Origin of the sequence: Siminovitchia acidinfaciens (genome assembly GCF_003605385.1) — a bacterium.
GTDB lineage: Bacteria > Bacillota > Bacilli > Bacillales > Bacillaceae_C > Siminovitchia > Siminovitchia acidinfaciens.
Genome location: NZ_QYTV02000001.1, coordinates 91925 through 112234, shown reverse-complemented (window position 1 = coordinate 112234; position 20310 = coordinate 91925). Strand labels below are relative to the sequence as shown.

Sequence of the window (20310 nt, the reverse complement as noted above, 5' to 3'; positions counted from 1 at the left end):
CGTGCTCTGCGATCTTTTGTTCAAAGTATTTTAAGTCGGCCTGGGTCACCATAGAGCTTTGTTCTTTTCAAGCTTCTTGTCAATCTCATTTACCTTTACATTGGTGGCGGCAACACTCTTGATCAACTGGTGCAGGAGGTTTTCGTGACTTTGCAAAGTCTCCAAAATAAGGTCCAATTTCTTTTCCATTTTTTCATTCTCCTTTCCTATACAGTCTATAAATTTTATCATACTATAATTGTAAAACCACATAATCCCTAAAAAAATCCTATCTTTCGTAATTCAGTATGTTTTTTAGTAAAATGATTTTATGTTCACTAGGCGAAGGAGGCCAATGGGTTGGAAGATATAAATGTTCAGCAGGTCCAGCATATGATTAATCAGTTTGCGGGAAAAAATGTCTTTATACATCTGGAAACTACAAATGGCGCATACGCCTCACATAAAGACGAATCCTTTTTTTCATCAGGTGCTTATATTCGCAATGCAGAAATCTGCTATGAGCACGGAAAAATAACAGGAGAAGGCCCCTACAGGGTTGGCTTGAAACTTCCGGTAGGATGGGTTTATGCAGAAGGAGTGACCCACTTCGAGATAGACGATCAGAATCGGCTTTTGCTGGCAGGACACGATTACGAAGGAAAACTGGCAGTTGCTTTGCAAATAAGCAATAAGCCTTTTGAATAAGAAAAGCGGAAGACGGCCGTTTAGGGGCGACAAGCGCTGGCCGCCTCAAACGCCACGTCCTGTGGCTTCGGTGACACTAGGACTTCCTGTCCGTCGGAGAAAAAACAGTGAAGGCGCTCTTTGCCATCAATGCTTTTTTCGAAGCGACCTTGAGCCCCTGCCGTCCGGAGCTGGACAATAAGAATATACTTCAAGAAAAGTGTTCATTAGAAACTTATACTTTCTTTTAATTCGAGCGAGACTTTTTAAAGGAGCGAAAAGCCAATGGAAAAGGAAAGACAGGTGTTAGTGATTTTTCCCCACCCGGACGACGAGGCTTTTGGAGTCTCGGGGACAATCATGAAGCATATAAATAATGGAACACCGGTGACTTATGCATGTCTCACTTTAGGAGAAATGGCGCGAAATCTTGGAAATCCGCCATTTGCAACGAGGGAATCCTTACCTCAAATCCGGAAAGCCGAGTTGGAAAAAGCAACCGAAATTATGGGGCTAACCGATTTGCGCCTGATGGGCTACCGGGATAAAACTCTAGAGTTTGAAAATGATGAGGAGCTTGCGAATATGGTATTCAAGCTAATGGAGGAATTGAATCCTTCACTCATTATTTCCTTTTATCCTAATTATTCCGTACACCCCGATCACGAAGCAACGGCGCGTGCGGTCATCCGAGCAGTTCGCAGGCTGCCAAAAGATAAGAGGCCGAAGCTTAATCTTGTTGCATTTTCAAACAATCATGAAGCGGAACTCGGAAAAGCAGATATCGTACACGATATAAGTGACGTGTGGGAGAAAAAGGTAGACGTACTAAAAGCACATATTTCCCAGACTGCCTGGATGATGGATGAAATGCTTGAAAGCGTAGCAGCCGAAAACCCTGCCTGGACAGAGCGGATGCTGAGAGAACGTTTTTGGACTTATGATTGGGAGAACGATCAAGTGTTATAGAAAAACCTGAGGAGGGTTCCTCAGGTTTTTTTCATTCGTTCAGCTCCAGCGCCTAGCCCCTCGAGGTCACAAGCCTGCAAGGAAGAGTGTGCTCCTACGCCAAGGCTTATTCGAGGAAGTTTTGTTCAGCTCGTCGCAAAGCTACATGAAGCACACTCAGAGAAGTTTTACATGATGTGATGGAAGTCAGCCGCTTGGCTGAAAAGCTGCCTCCTCGGGAATCGTCTTGTGCTTGTCGGGGCTTATCAAGGCGCTTGCGCTATTGTTCTTAGGAAATGGTCATTTCCTCAAGTATTTTATTAATAGCTTCTGCTACTCCATCTTCCGTATTTAATCCGGTAAGATAACGGCAGGCATCTTTTATTTCTTTTTCGGCATTACCCATGGCGACAGAATGGCCTACCACTTCCAACATGGACAGATCATTATAATTATCGCCCAGTGCCATTGTGTCTTCGAGTGAAATACCTCGCTTTTCCGTGTAACGCTTTAATGCATTTCCTTTTTGTGCGTGCTTGTGGGTGATTTCAATGTTTTGACGCCCTGAAGCTGTCACAGTGATTCCCTTGATTTCTTCAAACCGCCTGCTTACATCAACCAGGAGAGATGCATCTTTGGAAAATCCGAAGAATTTATAGGTGACAATGTCCTCTGCTCCAAAAATACCATCAAAGTTGTCCACAATTTTGATCAGCCGCTTTTCAAACCTTTTCTCAACTGTTTCGCGTAGAGTTGAAGCCTCTATAGACGGATTTGCAGTCCGGTAAATATCCATGACTGCCTGAATTCCCTTTTCATAGTTTGTCGTGTAAGTACCATTGCTTGTATATAACTCGTAATACATGTCTGCATTGTCCAGCACATACGCCACTTTATCCGCCGTTGCTTTGTCAAGCCCAATTCCGTGCTCAACGTTTCCATTTTCATCGCGAATCTCCGCACCATTTAAGCAAATTGCCGGACATTTTATATCAACCTTTTCCAGTATATAGCGCAAGTCATGGTAAGAGCGTCCTGTTGCAACAAGAAAATCTATTCCCTTCTCCTGGGCCGCTTGAATTGCAAGTTTGTTAGCTTCACTGATTTCTTGATTGGCATTGAGCAACGTTCCATCCATGTCGGTGGCAATACATTTAATCAATGTCATATCTCCTTCTCTTTAGGCTAATTCCGCCCTCTGATATTGGCATGTATTCTAGCGAATAACCGGCAAAAATGCAACGAAACCTACTTAGACGGGACTTCAATTGAATGTTAAGTTTCATTCTATGCGCTGAGTAAAAAAATAATACTTCGTCAGGCACCCCATCATAAATCAAACGTTTGATTAAGTGTTCGAAGATCCGAGTTCTGCCGCTAATCAATCGTTTGGTTTAGAATTCGAAGCTACGAGCACTGATGCTAATCAATCATTTGATTAAAGGTCCAAAACTCTGAGCCACGATACTAATCAAATGTTTGATTAAGAAATCGTAACACCGCTCACCACCACTAATCAAACGTTTGGTTAAGTGTTCGATGCTACGAGTACTGCTACTGATCAAACGTTTGATTAAGAAGTCAAAACACCGCTCACCGCCACTAATCAAACGCTTGGTTAAGAAGTCAAAACTCCGAGCACTGCCGCTAATCAAACGTTTGATTAAAAGTTCGAAACCCCGAGCACTACCACTAATCAAACGCTTGGTTAAGAGTTCGAAACTCTGAGCACTGCAGCTAATCAAACGTTTGATTAAGAGTTCGAAACCCCGAGCACTACCACTAATCAAACGTTTGGTTAAGTGTTCGAAACTCCGAGCACTGCCACTAATCAAACGTTTAGTTAAGAGTTTGATGCTACGAGCACTGTCACTAATCAAACGTTTGATTAAACGTCTCCTCTCTGTTCTAAGAGAAAAACCCACCATCAACTTCCCAATTCAGTTGACAGCGGGTTTGTTTATTAAGCCTTTTGTTTTTCCAAATAAGCCCTGATCATGAAAAAGCTGATTTCCTCAGGCAGAAGCTCTTTGATCGGCGTCAGTCTTTCCTGGCCAGCCTGCTCAACCGCCTCTCCTATCATCGGCTCGTATTCTTCGGGAATGAAAATGGACCAATCCACTTCCAACTCATCGTCAGGACATTTGAGTAAATGCCCTTCAACTGTCCTTTCAGTCATGCCGCGCTCCTCAGCAATTTCCGCAATAGAAAGGCCATTCTGCAACATTTGATAGGTAATATGGTGGCTCGGCTCTTTACCAGAGGCTCCTCCCGTTTGTTTTTGAGCAACGGGCATGACCGGTCGACTGAATTCCCGCCTTTCGATTCCCTGCTCCTCACAGTACTTGTTTATCTCTTTCAAGAATGCCGCTCCATAAGCCTCAAGTTTGCGCTCACCGACTCCCTTGACCTGCATCAGTTCCGCTTCGCCGCTAGGAAGCAATGCACTCATTTCCTTTAAGGTCGTATCGGAAAAAATGATATATGGCGGCACATTCTCTCCGTCGGCAATCTCTTTTCTCAACCTGCGCAGTACCTCAAACAGCATGTCATCTTCGACGACCTGAGCAATCCTCACCTTTTCTTTTCTCATCACTTTTTCTTTGCCCCGCAAAACATCCCCGGCCAGCTCAGTCAACATTAAAGTGGGATAAGAACCGTCAGTCGGGCGCAAGTAGCCTTCGGCGGTTAAAAAGTCGATAAACTCCGCTGTTTCCTTCTGAGTCTTGTCCTTCATGATTCCATGGGTGGACAATTGATCAAAACCAAAACTTCTTATTTTTTGGTCAGTAGACCCAGTCAGCACTTTGGCAATCATTGTTTTGCCAAACCTTTCATTCATTCGCCTTATGCATGATAGAACCATCTGGGTTTCAACCGTCACGTCTACCTGTTCTCTGTCATCGGTGCAATTACCGCACTTTCCGCAAACAGGAGCATCTTCCTCGCCAAAATAATGCAGGATGTACTGCTGCAAGCAAGACTCTGTATGGCCGTAAGCCATCATTTTCCTCAACTTACCAAATTCATTTTCTTTACGGTGCTCGTCCATATCCGATTGATCAATAAGGAAAGACTGGATGTGGCTGTCCTGAGGGGCAAAAAGCAGAATACAGTCACTCTCTTCTCCGTCCCTTCCTGCTCTGCCCGCCTCTTGGTAATAAGACTCCATATTGCGCGGTATATGAAAGTGAATCACAAATCTTACGTTCGATTTATTGATGCCCATTCCAAAGGCATTTGTAGCAATCATCACATCAATATCATCGTATAAGAATTTCTCCTGATAGCTGTTCCGCTCTTTTTCCGACATTCCCGCATGATACTTTCCGGCAGCGATCCCTTTCGCTTTCAAGGACTGATGCAAGCGTTCCACTTCTTTCCTGGTCGCTGCATAAACAATCCCTGCCCGGCCGGAATTTTTTTGAATGTAATCAGTCAAAAACAAATCCCTATCCTGACCCTTCACTACATGGAAGCGGAGGTTTTCTCTTTCAAATCCGGTCACAACCGTATTATCAACACTAATATCCAAAAGCTGACGGATATCTTCACGAACCTGCGGAGTAGCCGTTGCAGTCAACGCCAGTACTGTCGGCTTTGGCTGAATTCTATTAATCAGTTTGCGGATCAATAAATAACTTGGCCGAAAATCGTGGCCCCATTGCGAAACACAATGCGCTTCATCTATTGCCACAAGTGAAATATGAATCTCACTTAATACTCTTAAAAAATAGTCGGTTTCCAATCTCTCGGGAGCAATATATACGAGTTTATATTTTCCGTTATAGATCCCGGACATCCGTTCCCGCATCTCAGGTCCGGTAATCGTGCTGTTAATGTATGTAGATGGGATACCAGCCTTATCAAGAGCATCCACCTGATCCTTCATGAGTGAAATCAGCGGAGAGATTACAATCGTAATCCCGCGCAGCGACAGGGCGGGGATTTGATAACAAACAGACTTTCCACCGCCAGTCGGCATGATTCCAAGCGTATCTTCACCCTGAAGCACTTTTTGGATGATTGCATCCTGTCCTTGGCGGAATTCGTCAAATCCAAAGTAAGACTGCAAAAAGCCCCTTGCTTTCGTCAACAATGGTACAAACCTCCAGATTTTTGATACTCCAATTATATCAAAAGAAAGAGCCTTCCTGCTATAAGTACAGGAGGCTCAGCACTATTAGATGTTAATTTTTCCCAGCATATCTTCCGTCATATCTTCCAGACCAAATTCTGCCTTGAATCCCCAGTCCTGGCGAGCAGCTGAATCATCAAGGGAGTCGGGCCAGCTGTCAGCAATTGACTGGCGGACCGGGTCTACTTGATAATCGACTACAAACGAAGGAACATGCTTTTTTATTTCATTGGCGATATTTTCAGGTGTGACACTCATGGCCGTAATATTATAGGAGTTCCGGAATGTAAGCTTTTCGGGATCAGTTTCCATTAGTTGAATAACCGCATTTATGGCGTCCGGCATATACATCATGTCCAAGCAGGTTTTTTGATGGATAAAGCATGTGTAACGCTTTTTCCGGAGCGCTTCATAAAAGATTTCAACGGCATAATCGGTTGTTCCGCCCCCTGGAGGAGCAACGTAGGAAACAAGGCCTGGGAACCTGACACCCCGTGCATCTACAGCGTATCTATGAAAATAGTAATCACATAGAAGCTCACCGGCCACTTTATTAATCCCGTACATGGTTGAAGGCCGCTGGATCGTAACCTGGGGCGTTTTGTGCTTCGGTGTTTCTGCACCAAAGGCTCCAATGGAACTGGGCACAAAAACTTTCAATCCAAGTACCCTGGCCGCCTCCAACACATTAATGAGTCCGCCCATGTTAAGATTCCAGGCCATCTGTGGCTTTGCCTCTGCAGACGCAGAGAGCAGGGCTGCTAAATGAATGATAGTATCCACTTCAAACTTGTTGGCGAGTTTAAATATCTCGCTTCCGTCAGTGACATCAAGTATTTCAAAAGGGCCTGATTCAACGACTTCATTTTCCAGACGGCGGATATCTGATGCAATGATATGATCATTCCCGTATTCGCGACGAAGCTTCATAACAAGTTCTGACCCAATCTGTCCCAATGATCCGGTCACTAAAATCTTTTTCATCGTGTTACCTCCTGGTATGAACGATGTGCCGCCGTAAGCCTCCTTACATTCTATTGAATGATGCCCATTTCCTTTCCTACTTTTTCATAGACTGCAACCGCCTTGTCGAGCATTTCTCTTGTATGCGCTGCTGTCGGCATGTTACGCACACGCCCCGTCCCCTTTGGCACTGTAGGGAAAACAATGGCCTTCGCGTAAACTCCTTCTTCAAAAAGACGCTTGCTGAACGTCTGCGTTGTTTTTTCCTCACCAATAATACATGGCGTAATCGGTGTTTCACTATCTCCGATATTAAATCCCAGGTTCTTCAGGGCATTTTTAAAATAATCCGCGTTATCCCATAGCCTCTCATTAAGCTCAGTGCTATCCATCATTAGCTCAACTGCCTTCGTAGCCGCAGCTGCATCTGCCGGTGTAACAGCAGTGGAAAACAAAAATGGCCGGGACCTGACTTTAAGCCAGTCAATGAGCTCTTTTTTCCCCGCAACATATCCCCCTACAACACCAATCGCTTTTGATAGAGTCCCTATTTGAAAGTCTATCTGTTCCTGGAGTCCGAACTGCTTCACCGTGCCTGCTCCCTTTCCAAGCACTCCCGAGCCATGTGCATCATCGACATAGGTGATCAAGTCGAATTCATCCGCAATCTCAGCGATCTCCGGGAGCTTGGCAATATCGCCATCCATTGAAAAAACACCGTCAGTTATTACCATGATTTTATTGTAGCTTCCCGATTCGTTTGCAGTCTTCGCCTGCCTGCGCAGATCATCCATGTCCGAATGGTTGAAACGGATGATTTTGGCCCGGGAAAGGCGGCATCCGTCAATGATGGAAGCATGGTTCAATTCATCTGATAAAATAGCATCGTTTTTATCCATGACCGCCGAAATCGCCGCCATATTACAGTTAAAGCCTGATTGAAAAGAGATGGCAGCTTCTGTCCCTTTAAAAGCTGCCAGCGTTTCTTCAAGTTTTTCATGGACCTCCAAAGTACCATTGATCGTCCGGACCGCCCCCGCACCCACTCCCCATTTCCTGATTGCATCAAGAGCCGCTTCTCTCAGTCTCTCGTCAGTTGCCAAACCGAGATAATTATTGGACGAAAGATTGATATGCTCTTTCCCCTTAACGCTGATGATAGGACCATTTGGCGTTTCAACCGTGTCTATTTCATTGTAGAGGCCCTGATTGCGAAGGTCAGTCAAATTTTCCGTTAAAAATTGCTGCAGCACTTTCGACATATCGATCCCTCCATTATAGAAATTCGCGAATACATTTGTACTTACGAAAAATACACATGCGAACTAAAATTATCCAACTTCAATTTATATATAACATCTTTTTTATATTATGTTTATTGAGAGAGGACAGCTTTTATGTCTTAGAATAGTCGAGACGCTTTTTCTGGATTAAACTGCTCAGTGGAGACATTTTTACAGAATAAGCTATGACCTTTATTTCTCCTTTTCTAAAATCAAAAACCTCTTCAAGCTTGAAGAGGTCTTAATTTTTTGCAAGCAGCTTTATTTCTTTTTGTATGTCATAGTAAACTTCGTCCATCCGGGCATTGTCCATATTCTCTTGATAAATCGATTCCAATTGGTCATTGATCTGTTTCGCTTCGGCCAGATAAATTCTACCTGCCTTCATTTGCTCCCTGTATTGCCTTTCAATCTCCGCTATTTCATTTGCGAATAATTCATCTGTTCCGGGGGTAACCGTCAATTCATACATATCTATCACTTCATCCCCCCTCCGGGAAGGGAAATATTCGTGCGGCTGAGTACTATCGAATACTGCCCATCCAAGTTCCCGGACAATGACCATGTCCAGGCTGGCAGGATCGAAGCCACAATGATAGATTTCCAGATCGTATCCCCTTTTTTCAGCCTCTAGGACAATTTTTTTCAATACAGTGGACTTTCCTGTACCCGCGCGGCCTTTCAGAAAAAATCTCCTTGTTAAGCCCGATGTAATATTTCCTACAAAATCGACTGGACCTTTAGGAGTAGCCGCACCGAGAAACCGCCGTCTTGTTGTACGATTTTTCCCGGAAGCATTTTTTAAAAAAAGCTTTTTGAGCAAACGGTCTGCGACGTAATCTGCTTTTTTAAAATCCATCTGGTCAATATAGAGCTTCTCCCACTTGTCATGAACTCTCAATCCTGCTGCATATGATTGATACGCTTGATCAAAGGCATGATCCCTCTTTGCGGTAAGCCTGGTAATTTCCTGCTTTGTCCCAGATGGAATGGAAGAAAGATCCATTACATCCAAGTCGATTGTCTCCCATCTATCACCAACAAATTCCTTCCCGATTTCACGAGGAGAATCCCCATCGATGATACCGAAACCGAACTCCCGTATGATCAACCCTTCAAGCGAGTCAGGATCATTCGGAGAATGCAACGCTTCAAGATTTAAGCTTTTTCCTGACCAATTATTCATCACTCTGTGAATCAGGCTCTTTTTCTCCAAAGCTGATTTACCTGATAGAATAAAGACACGATCCAGTCCACGCAAGTTGGAATCATATAAATGACTAAAGCCCTTGGCAGTATTACCGCCTGCAAAGTAACGCAAGACATATCCGCTCACATTGTCACCCTCAATACTCTTATCTTTATTCTTTTCTTCAGCCTATGCTTTGGGTGAGTGGATGGTACTTAATTTCAGTAAAAAACTGGGCGACTGCGTTTATCCCGCATTAACTGGCTGTAAGCCCCCCACTTCGAGAATGTGTAGAGGATCCAAGAATTGTAAATTGGGGATTAACAGCCAGTAAAAGCCCGATTTGTTCAACTAACAATCAGTGGAGGATGAAAGATCCCCCACTGATTGAAGTTTCACTTTATTCACTGATTTCATCAAGCATTCTGTTCAAGGTTTTAAGTTCTTCTTCGATTTCAATCAGCTGCTTTTCAAGCGGATGCAAGATACCTTTCACATATTCTAGCTTTTCCAAATCATGTTGAAGCCTGACATAATCAGCTTTTAAATCTGCTATTTTATATTCGATTTCGGATCTTTTCATTTCAATACTCCCTATTATAAAATTATGTTCCTTTAACTTTGCCAAGCTAATCAAAAGAATACATTCGCTCTTTCCGATTGGCATGCCTATTATTGTTGTCTTCCCACTTAGGTTAGAGTACGGTCCCTCCTATACATCAATAAAACTGCCGCAAGTAAACGATGTCCGCGAACATAAAGCCCAAGCCTGGCTTGAACCTAGGGCGGTAAAAGTAACTGCCATGATACCGGTACAGATACACGAGGGGAAACAAACATATCCCCGGCAAAAGCTGCTAGCAGTGGCTCGCCAGTACCGATTCCAATTTTTGCGAATATCTTTCCTGGTCCTAAAACCCCAGTAACCTAGTGAGCCAAGTGCGCAGAACTCCACAAGGAAGCGCAACAAAAAGATAAGCAGCTCTTTAAGATGGCCATTAGAATTGTTCCTCCATTATCTGCTTGGAGTCGTAACATAATTTTGTATATAGCTGTCTATCTGTTCGGCCGGTTGAAAAACGGGATTTCCATGGCATACTTCAAGACGTTTCGGTTTTAATCGCTGAACGATTGAACTGCTTCTTACCGCTTCATCCATATCCGCTGTAAATATGGACATGGGCCGTTTAAGATTCCCATTTTTGGATGTGAACAAATCTCCTGCAAGCATCACTTGGTCTTTTTCATGAAAGTAAACGACATGCCCCGGAGAATGGCCAGGGGTGAAAAATGGGGTTAATCCTCCAATCGGTTGAATATTGCCACTTTCATCTGCGTGGAGAGGCTGTGTTATTCCTTCAGCAATAGAAGATACAGCTTTTTTACGGCGGGGATAAGCAAGCCTTCCCTCCATGTAGGGAATTTCAATCTGATGGGCATACACTGGTACTGGGTTAACTTTTAAGATTTGCTCGACGGCTCCAACATGATCAGAGTGGCCATGGGTCAGAACAATCCTTTTTAATGGACCCGCTTGCAGCTCTTCAATGAACCTCAGGATGCCCTTCGCCATTGACTGTATACCGGCGTCCACCAAGGTTACTCCATCTTCATCTGCGACAACCCACACGTGGACCGGAATCAACATCCAAATTTTCAAACTCCAAACATGTTCTGAAACTTGGTTGGCTTTCACCCTACTTCACTCCCCTTTTTAATTTTTGTTTAAAGCCCAACAACAGCACTTCGACCGCATCATCAAAAGTGGATTCCAACCTTTTCATCAGCTCATCAAGAGGTTCCTTGGATTGAGTATAGGTTCCAATGATTCCATGTAAAGTGAAAAAATAAATCCGGGTGTAAGCCAGCAATAGGTCATCATCATGTATCCGCAGACATTCCTGGAGGGCCTTCTTTAGAAAACCAAATAACTCGATCCGAAGTTTATTAATTTCAAGGTCCGGCTCTTCTTCATCTACCCGTGTGGCCTCCGTTACGAATAAAAGAGTGTACATATTACGATTCTGCAGGCAAAATTGAATAAATTTCCGGCTAATCTTTCTTATGTTGTCTTCGGCAGATAAAGCATCGCGAAATAAAACATCTTCAATTTGCTTCTTTAATTCCTGCAATGGAGGCATTGATAACTGATGCAGCAGCGCCATTTTATCTTTAAAGTAAAGGTAAATCGTTGTATGGGAACATCCGGCTTCTTTGGCAATTTCACGGATTGTAACTGTATCGAATCCTTTTTTTGAAAAAAGTTTCTCTGCTGCGAGAAGTATTTCCTTTTTGGTTTGCTCTGAACGCGATTCTTGCTTGCTAACCAATTGCTTACCCCCCTTTCAAATGAAATTAAATCAACACAACTAACCATTGGTTATATTATAACCAATGGTTAGTTGTGTTACAAGATAAATTTTATATATAAAAAATTAATTTTCATGTACGAATTTGTTTCTACCCGCCCCCAAACCGGCAGCAGTCATTAATATGGAAACAATAATAAGTGTCGTAATTGGCAGGAACCATGAATGGGTATGGTCGTATTCGTATCCGATCAAAGTGGGACCGATAGCAGCCAAGGAGTAGCCAAGCGATTGGGCCATCCCAGACAAACGGGAAGCATCCATGACATCCTTTGCCCGCAATACAAGAAATGTAAGAGCCAGGCTGAATCCTGCGCCCTGTGCAATTCCGATCATGACAACCCATAAAAATATGAGTGGTCCCCCGCCAAACATCAGTCCTGTAAAAGAAATCACATAGACAGTCCCCAAGCCTAAAACAAGCCGTCTTTGGTTGTTCAATTTACCAGCGATGACAGGAATAATGAAAGAAGCTGGAAGACCTGCAAATTGAATTACTGAAAGCATCCACCCGGATAAGGAACGAGTGAATCCGTGACTATATAAAATTTCCGGCACCCACGTAATCAGGCAATAAAAAATGAGCGACTGCAGTCCCATGAATAATGCGACCTGCCAGGCAAGCTTGGACTTAATCAGAGAGTTTCCGTATTTGATAATCTTTACTCTTCCCTGCGGACCTTTTTGTTTCCTGATTTGCGGAATCCAAATTAACAATGCCGCCAGAGCCAAATAAGCCCACGTCATTAAAGATTTTTCCCAGCCCCAATCGAATTTTTCTACAAGGGGGATGCTGACCCCGGATGCAATAGCTGCTGATATTCCAAGAGAGGTGGAATACACACCTGTCATTAGCGTAGCTTTGTTAGGGAATTTCATCTTAACGATTCCGGGCAACAAGACATTGCCCACAGCTATTCCGATACCGGCTATTGCCGTACCGATAAATAAAAAAGAGATGCTTCCCATAGAACGAATGACAATGCCCGCACCAATCAAAGCGACTCCAAGAAGAATTGTCAATTCATTTCCAATCTTCAGCCCTATTTTCGGAGCAAAAGGCGACAATATCGCAAAGGCTATCAACGGCAGGGTAGTCAAGAATCCCGCCATTCCGTTCGACAAGCCTAAATCATTGCGGATAAAACTGACAAGCGGTCCAACAGAGGTGATAGCCGGACGTAAATTAAAAGCTATAAATACAATGCCGGTGACGAGAAAAAGCTTTTGGGCCATTGATTGCTTTTTGGTCAATGCATGAAAATCCATTGATTATCTACCTCATCTTTAAGATATATATGGAAAAAAGAAGTCCATTTGACTACGATAACAGTAACGTACCAATTTTGAAAGGAGAGGAAACAGTTGAAAGCGATTATTGTAGAAAAGGATACCCTGGACTTAAAAATTGGAGATGCTGAAAGACCAACAATTGCCGCCGATGAACTATTGATAAAGGTAAAAGCGACAGCGCTTAACCGGGCGGACCTTCTTCAAAAGCGCGGCCAATATCCCCCGCCTCCCGGAGCTTCGGATATACTTGGTCTGGAGGCGAGCGGAACCATTGAGGAGGTCGGCAGAAACGTCAATGGTTGGGAAAAAGGTGATCGGGTCTGCGCTTTGCTTCCCGGCGGAGGCTATGCCCAATACGTTGCCATTCCGGCAAATCTAGCCATCCCCATCCCGGAAAATCTCTCCTTTGAAGAAGGTGCAGCAATTCCTGAGGGCTTTTTAACAGCCTATTTAAATCTGTTTGAATTAGGAAAGCTAAAAGAAGATGAAACTGTTCTCATTCATGCGGGCGCAAGCGGCGTCGGAACAGCGGCCATCCAACTGGCAAGAGAAGCTGGGGCCAATATCATCGTTACGGCCGGGTCGAAAGAGAAGCGTGAGCTTTGCCGTACATTGGGTGCAGCTCATGTCATCGATTATAAAGACGGACCCTTTGCTCCTAAAGTGAAGGAAGCTTCAGAAGGAAAAGGTGTAAACCTAATTTTAGATTTCATTGGCGCCCCCTATTGGGAGCAAAACATCGGTTCCCTTGCAACAGACGGGAGGCTTGTCCTCATTGGAACAATGGGAGGAGCTAAAGTGAAGGAGGTCAATCTACTAAAAATAATGTTTAAAAGGATTCAGGTGACCGGCACCACGTTACGCTCCCAATCCGTTGAAAGAAAAGCGGACCTGACAAAAGCTTTTTCCGAGTATGCCCTTGAAAGATTCCGTGAAGGCAGACTCACTCCCATCATTGATTCAATTTGGGATTGGAAAGACGCTAATGAAGCCCACACTTTAATGGAAGAAAATAAAAATGCCGGGAAAATAATTTTAAGAGTACGGGAATAATGTAAATAAACGCGGCAATTCCAGGGGAGGATGGAAATGAGGTTCATTTTGGATATTCTCAAACGCTTTTTTATAGAGCGATTTCATGATCAATCTGCCCAAATGGCCTATTTTTTTATGTTATCCATCTTCCCCTTTCTTATTTTTGTCCTCTCTTTGCTCAGCTTGTTACCCATTTATTCGACGGATGTATTAGCTGCCATCAAACAGTTTGCCCCCAAAGGGAGCTATGCGCTTATCGAGAACAATGTTACCTTTATTTTGGACAGGCAGAGGACAAAACTCGCCTCTTTCAGTTTGATTGCCTCTTTTTGGATATCCTCCATGGCCGTCCAATCTCTTGTCAGGGCTATGAACGATGCATATGGCATCATTAGAAAGGAAGGATTTTTCCTGGCGCTTGGAAAAGATCTGTTTTTAACAGCCATCCTTATGGTGACATTAACCGTTTCTCTTCTAGTACCTATCGGAGAAGAAATCGGAAGGGTATTTTTATCCTCCCGACTCGAAATGCCCGCCCTGTTTTATGAATTATGGTTTGTAATTAAATGGGGAATAGGAACAATTTATTTATTTTTATTTTTTCTTCTGTTTTATAAATTTGTGCCCAGCGGTAAAATCCCCTTTTCATCAGTCCTGCCTGGGGCTATTTTTTCAACAGTCGGCTGGCAGGGAGCCTCCATCGGCTTTGCATACTACGTATCTTATATTAACTATTCACAGCTTTATGGACAGCTTGGGAGTATCATTGTACTGATGATCTGGTTCTATTTAACTGCTGCTGTCCTCCTGATCGGCGGCTTGGTCAATGCTTCTTTTACAAGAAAAGCGTAAGCGCTCGTTTAGCGACGTACAAACAATACCGAATGCGGAAACGCCCTGTTAGCCCCGAAAAGCACAAGACGAGCGCTGAAGAAAGCGTAGTTTGCCTTCAGTAGCGATTGGCTTATGACCTCGAGCCGATGTTGACTTTTCGTAGAGGGGGCAGGCGAAGTTTGATAGTCGCTAAGCGCCGGATCTGGATCTGCACAAAATCACTTCAAAACGAATATTCATACAACACTTCACCCATCTTTTTCATAAAAACTAATCATAAATAACTTTCCAGTTGTCATTCACGGTTGCCTTCACTGTTTTTTCCCTGCGGAAATAGTCGGCAATCAGCTCGGCCATATCAATTTGTATTTCTTTTATGACGGGCTTGCCCTGGTACATGAAGTATTGTCCGCCGCCTCCTGCCCGGTAATTGCTCATAACCACATCGAATGATTGGTCCGCCTGGACAGGGGCGCCCTTATATTCGAGTTTGACGACCCTCTCCCCTTCCGGATTGGAGATATTGATGACATAGTCGATTCCTTCCCACATGTCGTAATTGTAGTGCTGCGGCTTCGGTGTAGTAAAAGTCGGATTCACTTTTATTTCCTTGCCGGTGTATTGCATGAAATATGAGGCGGAACGCTCCAGTGCCTCTTGCATGTCTTGTCCGGAAATACGCACGACCTTCAAAGTGTTCGGGTAAATATAATTTGACACAACATCACGCATCGTTACGTTCTTGGGGAATCCCGGCGACTCATTGTCAAACAGGGCTGTAGTAGAAATATCCACGCCGGCTGCATCCATTTGCACCTTGTTGATAAATTCGATCAGGGCATTGTCCTTTAACCTTACATTCATGGCATCTTCCACTAGCATATCCCCGTCTATTTTTCCGATTGGCTGATCTAGCCACGCTTGGGTATTATTCTCATAGATTTTTAATTTATCAAGTAGCGCCTGGTCTTCAGGCACTCCTTTTACAGATATAAGCTCGGATTGTTTGCTCACGGCCTTCCATTGTCCGCCTTCTTTTTCAAGCGTCAAAACAGCCTTTCCAAGATAGGAGCCTGAACTTCCCGACTGCAGGACAATAACGCCGTTTAATTCTTTTCCATAAATTTGCCGGTGCTGATGGCCTGTTAATAGCACATCAATACCTGGCACCTCCATGCATAGCCGATAGCCCTGATTTTCCCTTGTTATCTTTTCAATCGGCTCTCCAGTATCCAAATCCCGTTCAAAGCCGCCATGGTAGGAAACAACAATAATGTCGGCATGCTCCTTTTCTTTTAAAAACGGCACCCATTTTTGGGCTGTTTTAACAGGGTCGGCAAATTCAATTCCAATAATGTTCTCCGGCTTTTCCCAGTACGGTATGTATGGGGTTGTCAATCCTAATACTGCCACCCTCAACCCATCGGCAAATGTCTTCATTTTGTATGGCTGGCCAAAATAAGGGGCTTGATCGGCGGCATTCAAAATATTAGCCGACAGCCATGGGTACTTCGACTGTTTAACGGCTGCTTTCAGGTTGCCCAAACCGTAATTAAATTCGTGGTTTCCGAAAACCCCGGCATCATATTGCATTTCATTCAAGACAGCCACCATAGGGTTAGGTAGACGTTTATTATCATCTGAATGGACATAGTGATACGTCAGCGGTGTTCCCTGGATTAAATCGCCATTATCAATTAATAGGACTTTGTCATTGTTTTTCCGCACCCTTTTAACGAGGGTCGAAACTTTTCCGAGCCCAACGTCAGCATATTCATTTGTTCCATAGTTGATTGGAAAGATGTTTCCATGAACGTCTCCTGTCTGCAAAATCACCAAGTTTGTTGTCGTCATTGCTAATGCCTGCTCCTAATCTGTCAATATATTAGTGTAAATTATTAAATTATTCATTATCTTATAATGGAAAATCTCGCTTAGCAAGAACTCTGCCTATTGTATGATTCCTTCTTTAATGATTAGCTCACTTCTATCCGTATCAATTTTCACGAATGCCCCGAACGGCAAAGACACCATCGGGCTGCAATGGCCCGCTCTTAAATTGTATAGGACAGGCTTCCCAATTGGAGCAAGGATTTCGTTGAATATCTCCTTGATATCCTCGTTGAAATCCGATTGGCAGCCTGACCAAGAACCGAGTACAACCCCCTCTGCATCTGCAAATTTACCGCCCATTGCAAGCTGGGTCATCATTCTGTCCAATTTATAAGGTTCCTCATTTATTTCTTCCAGAAATAAAATTTTTCCTTTGGTGTCTATTTCATATGGGGTACCCATCAATGCAGTGATTAAGCTCAAGTTTCCTCCTGTCAATATCCCGCTTGCGCTTCCGGGAATCATGCATTCCAGCTTTTCTCCCGGCGGATTCATGACCGCACCAGTTAGAGAAGAGTTGATTAATAACTGTAGAACCCCTGCCTTTGTAAATGGAGCGGCATCAATCAAATCCGAAGCAGGCATCGGTCCATGGATCGTAGGAAGCCCGCATTCTTGCTGTAAGTAGATATGCAACGCGGTAATGTCACTATAGCCGACAAATAATTTCGGATTATTTTTTATCAACTGCGGGTCAAGAAGCGGCAAAATTTGCGGAGAACCATACCCTCCCCTCAAACAAAAGATGGCCGCTATTTCTTGATCAGAGAACATAGCATTTAATTCTGCCGCACGTTTATCAGGCGTTCCCGCCAGGTAGCCTCTATACTCCAAATGGCACGTCCTTCCGACTTTTACATGAAAGCCGAACTCCTGTAGTGCCGTGACAGCTTTATTCAATTTCTCGTGATTGACAGGCCCTGCGGGTGCCATCAGTCCGACAGTATCATTGGGCTTGAGCCCCTTTGTCTTTTGTATTTCCAACTGTCTCACCCCTATTGATGTATTCCCAAGTGTCGATTATTCCCGAGGAAATAATTTGTCGATTATTGCCGGGGAAATAACAAAAAGGTCTTTCCTTATTAAAATCTTCGACAGAGATCCATTAAAAACAGTCATATTCGTATGCCTATTGTAGAAAGCTATCAAGAATACATATTTTTTTCACTGGAGGATAAATATGAAAGCAACAGATGTGTTGGTGCAGTGTTTGGAAAATGAAGGTGTCGAATATGTCTTTGGAATTGTCGGTAAAGAGACGCTTGATCTGGTTGAGTCGATTTCCCGTTCAGATAAAATAAAGTATATTCCAGTCCGCCATGAACAAGGGGCTGCTTTTATGGCAACCGTCTACGGGAAGCTTACAAAAAGCCCTGGAGTTTGCACGGCAACTTTGGGTCCCGGCGCGGGGAACCTGTTAACTGGCTTGGCAACGGCTACACTTGACGGTTTACCTGTTGTCGCCATTACAGGGCAGGCCGGACTTGATAGGCAGCATAAGCATTCTCATCAGTTTATCGAAATGACCGCTGTTATGAGGCCTGCTACAAAATGGTCGGTCCAAATCAAAGATGCTGACACCATACCTGAAATCGTTCGCAAAGCATTCATAACTGCAGGTGAAGAAAAACCTGGAGCCGTTTTCCTCGAATTTCCTGAAAACCTTGCAATCGAAGCGGTGCCTCCAAAGGTTTTGCCAATCCCTGAGAAACAGCATGTTATGCCTGCCCCCCAAACCATCCAGCTTGCGATTTCATGTTTAAATCAAAGCCAAAGGCCGTTTGTGATTATTGGCGATAAAGTGATTAGGCAGAATGCCTGCCAGGAAGCGAATGATTTCATTTCAAAGCTTCAGGCGCCTGTCACTCACTCCTTTATGGCAAAAGGTGTGATTCCAAAAGAAGCTCCCAATAATTATTTTACGTTTGGGTTCAATGAAAATGATTTGGTCTTATCAGGAATTGATGAGGCAGATCTATTGGTTGTCATCGGATTTGATACAATTGAAAAACTTCCTAAGGAATGGAATCGCATGAAAACCCCCATCTTACATATAGACTCGCAGCCACCGGATCCGGACGAGTATTATCCAGTGGCTGTTGAAATCATTGGCCATTTGAATCAGACGCTTCCAATGCTGAATGCTTCTGACGATTTGGTCAAAAGTTGGTCTCCTTCTGGGAATCTGAAGCCAAAGATTGAGCAAACATATCAAATCGGTTTAGATTTTTACGATACAACAAGCCGGCCATTGTCAGTTGAAAATATACTCCATGTAATAGAAATGCTTTCACCAGAAAACGCTGTTGTTCTCTCTGACGTAGGTGCTCACAAACTGGCTATCGCACGGACATATCAACCAAAACGCCCCGGCAACCTGATCATTTCAAACGGACTCGCTTCCATGGGGATTGCCATCCCCGGTTCAATTGGTGCCAGACTTGCCCGTCCGAACGATCCTGTAATCTGCATTACAGGCGACGGCGGTGCATTAATGACATTATCGGAGTTGGAGACCGCCAAAAGAATCGGCGTGCCCATCGTCATCATCGTATTGAACGATGGGGTATTGAAGCTTGAACAGCAAATGATGAAAAAAAAGCTCGGAAAAAGCGTCGGGGTTTCATTCGAAAATCCTGATTTTGTCCTTCTCGCCGAAAGCTTCGGTATTAAAGGGCTTAGACCACAGAGTTTAGAGGAATTTGAGAAAATGTTTCAAGCGGCTATTTCATCAAGAGAACTAATTTTATTTGATATGCCAATGCCTCAATCTTAAGTATTATTAAAAGTCCCTCTCGAATAATCATTAAAAAGATGATTATTCGAGAGGATTAAAAGGTGAGTAGAAAAACAACTCCAAAAGATATCGCTTTGCTGCCCGGTTATAAGATAGAAATTTTACTAAGGGTTTGAATACGTCGATCAATATTACATATATACAGTTGGAAATGCTTGTCAGGGGCTCCGGCGTAACAGTGAGCTGGAAATTTTTTAAGCAATGATTCTATTAATCCTTTTTAACAGAACCCTGCTTGCTTGCACCCATATCCAGCCGTAAACAGCTGAAAACAGTAAAATGCCCGCAATTGTAGACAGTATAGGTGTTGTTGATGCCACTGGTCCCAGCAGCGGGAATTTAAACCCATATAAGACAGTCATTATTCCTATTGTCAATACAGAACAGGCAGTTATGTTGAGAGTGATCTGTTTTTTGCAAACCAGGAAACCAATACCGATAGCAAGACCCAAAAGCCCTGTGGTGAAAGGAAAGATAATCAGTTCACTTGGTTGTGAAAATAGTAGTAAAAGATTTGTAAGCAAGTAGGATAGAAAACCAAGGCGGGCCGAAAGTATGCCGCAAAAAATGATTGGAGCGGTTGTCAGCGGACTGATGAAATACCCTATTCCCGGAAGTAATGCGCCCGCCGATTGAAAGACCGCTGCCAATCCGCTGAAAATTGCCACAAGGACTATCCGGTGCGTGTAAGAAAATTTCTTACATTTTTCATGCAACATGCTTGCATCATTAAAAAGCCGGTTTCGCAATGAATACCGACCTCCTTTTATATGTTTAAATGATTATATGACCTCCTTTTTTTGTTAATTCCCCTCCTTTTCCAATCTAAAAGTCCCGATTTAATAATAGGTCCATCTTCGCTTCCTGAATTATTGGAATAGTTGCTATAATTGATATAGTAA

The 20310-nt window shown here is 43.6% G+C and carries 18 protein-coding genes; 5 read left to right on the top strand and 13 right to left on the bottom strand.

What is annotated here, in order from left to right; translation table 11 throughout:
- Positions 1–45 precede the first annotated feature (45 nt).
- On the bottom strand, positions 46–189 hold the full coding sequence (locus tag D4T97_RS20355) for a hypothetical protein (protein WP_164525410.1): 144 nt from the start codon (positions 187–189) through the stop codon (positions 46–48).
- Between the two features lie 150 nt (positions 190–339).
- Here D4T97_RS20355 and D4T97_RS00475 point away from each other — a divergent pair, with 150 nt between their 5' ends.
- Together D4T97_RS00475 and bshB2 are read left to right on the top strand one after the other, a co-directional pair.
- On the top strand, positions 340–687 hold the full coding sequence (locus D4T97_RS00475; RefSeq protein ID WP_126046602.1) for a YojF family protein: 348 nt from the start codon (positions 340–342) through the stop codon (positions 685–687).
- 264 nt (positions 688–951) lie between these two features.
- A complete protein-coding gene (gene bshB2, locus D4T97_RS00470) occupies positions 952–1635 on the top strand; it encodes a bacillithiol biosynthesis deacetylase BshB2 (RefSeq protein ID WP_126046600.1) in 684 nt (227 codons plus the stop codon).
- Positions 1636–1903: 268 nt separating this feature from the next.
- Here the strand turns inward: bshB2 and D4T97_RS00465 are convergent, their stop codons facing one another.
- The 9 genes from D4T97_RS00465 to D4T97_RS00420 form a co-directional block, all read right to left on the bottom strand.
- Positions 1904–2776, bottom strand: a complete 873-nt coding sequence (locus D4T97_RS00465; protein ID WP_164525409.1) for a Cof-type HAD-IIB family hydrolase — start codon at positions 2774–2776, stop codon at positions 1904–1906.
- Positions 2777–3577: 801 nt separating this feature from the next.
- A complete protein-coding gene (recQ, locus tag D4T97_RS00460; RefSeq protein WP_126046596.1) occupies positions 3578–5713 on the bottom strand; it encodes a DNA helicase RecQ in 2136 nt (711 codons plus the stop codon).
- An 84-nt stretch (positions 5714–5797) separates the two neighbouring features.
- Positions 5798–6736: an L-threonine 3-dehydrogenase gene (locus D4T97_RS00455; RefSeq protein WP_126046594.1), complete on the bottom strand. Its 939-nt coding sequence runs from the start codon at positions 6734–6736 to the stop codon at positions 5798–5800.
- A gap of 50 nt (positions 6737–6786) precedes the next feature.
- The gene (locus tag D4T97_RS00450; RefSeq protein WP_126046592.1) at positions 6787–7977 is read right to left on the bottom strand and encodes a glycine C-acetyltransferase; all 1191 of its coding nucleotides are present in this window, start codon (positions 7975–7977) and stop codon (positions 6787–6789) included.
- A gap of 262 nt (positions 7978–8239) precedes the next feature.
- Complete coding sequence (locus D4T97_RS00445; RefSeq protein WP_126046590.1) at positions 8240–9334, bottom strand: PRK06851 family protein; 1095 nt, start codon at positions 9332–9334, stop codon at positions 8240–8242.
- A gap of 253 nt (positions 9335–9587) precedes the next feature.
- Entirely contained in the window at positions 9588–9770 is a 183-nt protein-coding gene (locus tag D4T97_RS00440) for an SE1832 family protein (RefSeq protein WP_126046588.1), read from the bottom strand.
- A 432-nt stretch (positions 9771–10202) separates the two neighbouring features.
- Positions 10203–10883 (bottom strand): MBL fold metallo-hydrolase, encoded by a 681-nt coding sequence (locus D4T97_RS00430; protein WP_126046586.1) that lies wholly within the window; start codon positions 10881–10883, stop codon positions 10203–10205.
- A gap of 1 nt (position 10884) precedes the next feature.
- Positions 10885–11517, bottom strand: coding sequence for a TetR/AcrR family transcriptional regulator (locus D4T97_RS00425; RefSeq protein WP_126046584.1), 633 nt, complete (start codon positions 11515–11517; stop codon positions 10885–10887).
- A 105-nt stretch (positions 11518–11622) separates the two neighbouring features.
- Positions 11623–12825, bottom strand: coding sequence for a CynX/NimT family MFS transporter (locus D4T97_RS00420; RefSeq protein ID WP_126046582.1), 1203 nt, complete (start codon positions 12823–12825; stop codon positions 11623–11625).
- Between the two features lie 96 nt (positions 12826–12921).
- Between D4T97_RS00420 and D4T97_RS00415 the strand changes: the two genes are divergently transcribed.
- Together D4T97_RS00415 and D4T97_RS00410 are read left to right on the top strand one after the other, a co-directional pair.
- Positions 12922–13902: an NAD(P)H-quinone oxidoreductase gene (locus tag D4T97_RS00415; RefSeq protein WP_126046580.1), complete on the top strand. Its 981-nt coding sequence runs from the start codon at positions 12922–12924 to the stop codon at positions 13900–13902.
- 36 nt (positions 13903–13938) lie between these two features.
- Entirely contained in the window at positions 13939–14736 is a 798-nt protein-coding gene (locus D4T97_RS00410; protein WP_164525408.1) for a YihY/virulence factor BrkB family protein, read from the top strand.
- A gap of 252 nt (positions 14737–14988) precedes the next feature.
- On the opposite strand, the gene D4T97_RS00405 is transcribed toward D4T97_RS00410, so the two are convergent.
- Together D4T97_RS00405 and D4T97_RS00400 are read right to left on the bottom strand one after the other, a co-directional pair.
- Positions 14989–16572, bottom strand: coding sequence for a bifunctional metallophosphatase/5'-nucleotidase (locus D4T97_RS00405; RefSeq protein ID WP_126046576.1), 1584 nt, complete (start codon positions 16570–16572; stop codon positions 14989–14991).
- 96 nt (positions 16573–16668) lie between these two features.
- Positions 16669–17595, bottom strand: coding sequence for a S66 peptidase family protein (locus D4T97_RS00400; RefSeq protein ID WP_235872114.1), 927 nt, complete (start codon positions 17593–17595; stop codon positions 16669–16671).
- Between the two features lie 196 nt (positions 17596–17791).
- Here D4T97_RS00400 and D4T97_RS00395 point away from each other — a divergent pair, with 196 nt between their 5' ends.
- Positions 17792–19387 carry an acetolactate synthase large subunit gene (locus tag D4T97_RS00395; RefSeq protein ID WP_126046574.1) on the top strand — a complete coding sequence of 532 codons (1596 nt, stop codon included), beginning with the start codon at positions 17792–17794 and terminating at the stop codon, positions 19385–19387.
- A 215-nt stretch (positions 19388–19602) separates the two neighbouring features.
- On the opposite strand, the gene D4T97_RS00390 is transcribed toward D4T97_RS00395, so the two are convergent.
- On the bottom strand, positions 19603–20157 hold the full coding sequence (locus D4T97_RS00390; protein ID WP_235872113.1) for a hypothetical protein: 555 nt from the start codon (positions 20155–20157) through the stop codon (positions 19603–19605).
- Positions 20158–20310: the final 153 nt, after the last annotated feature.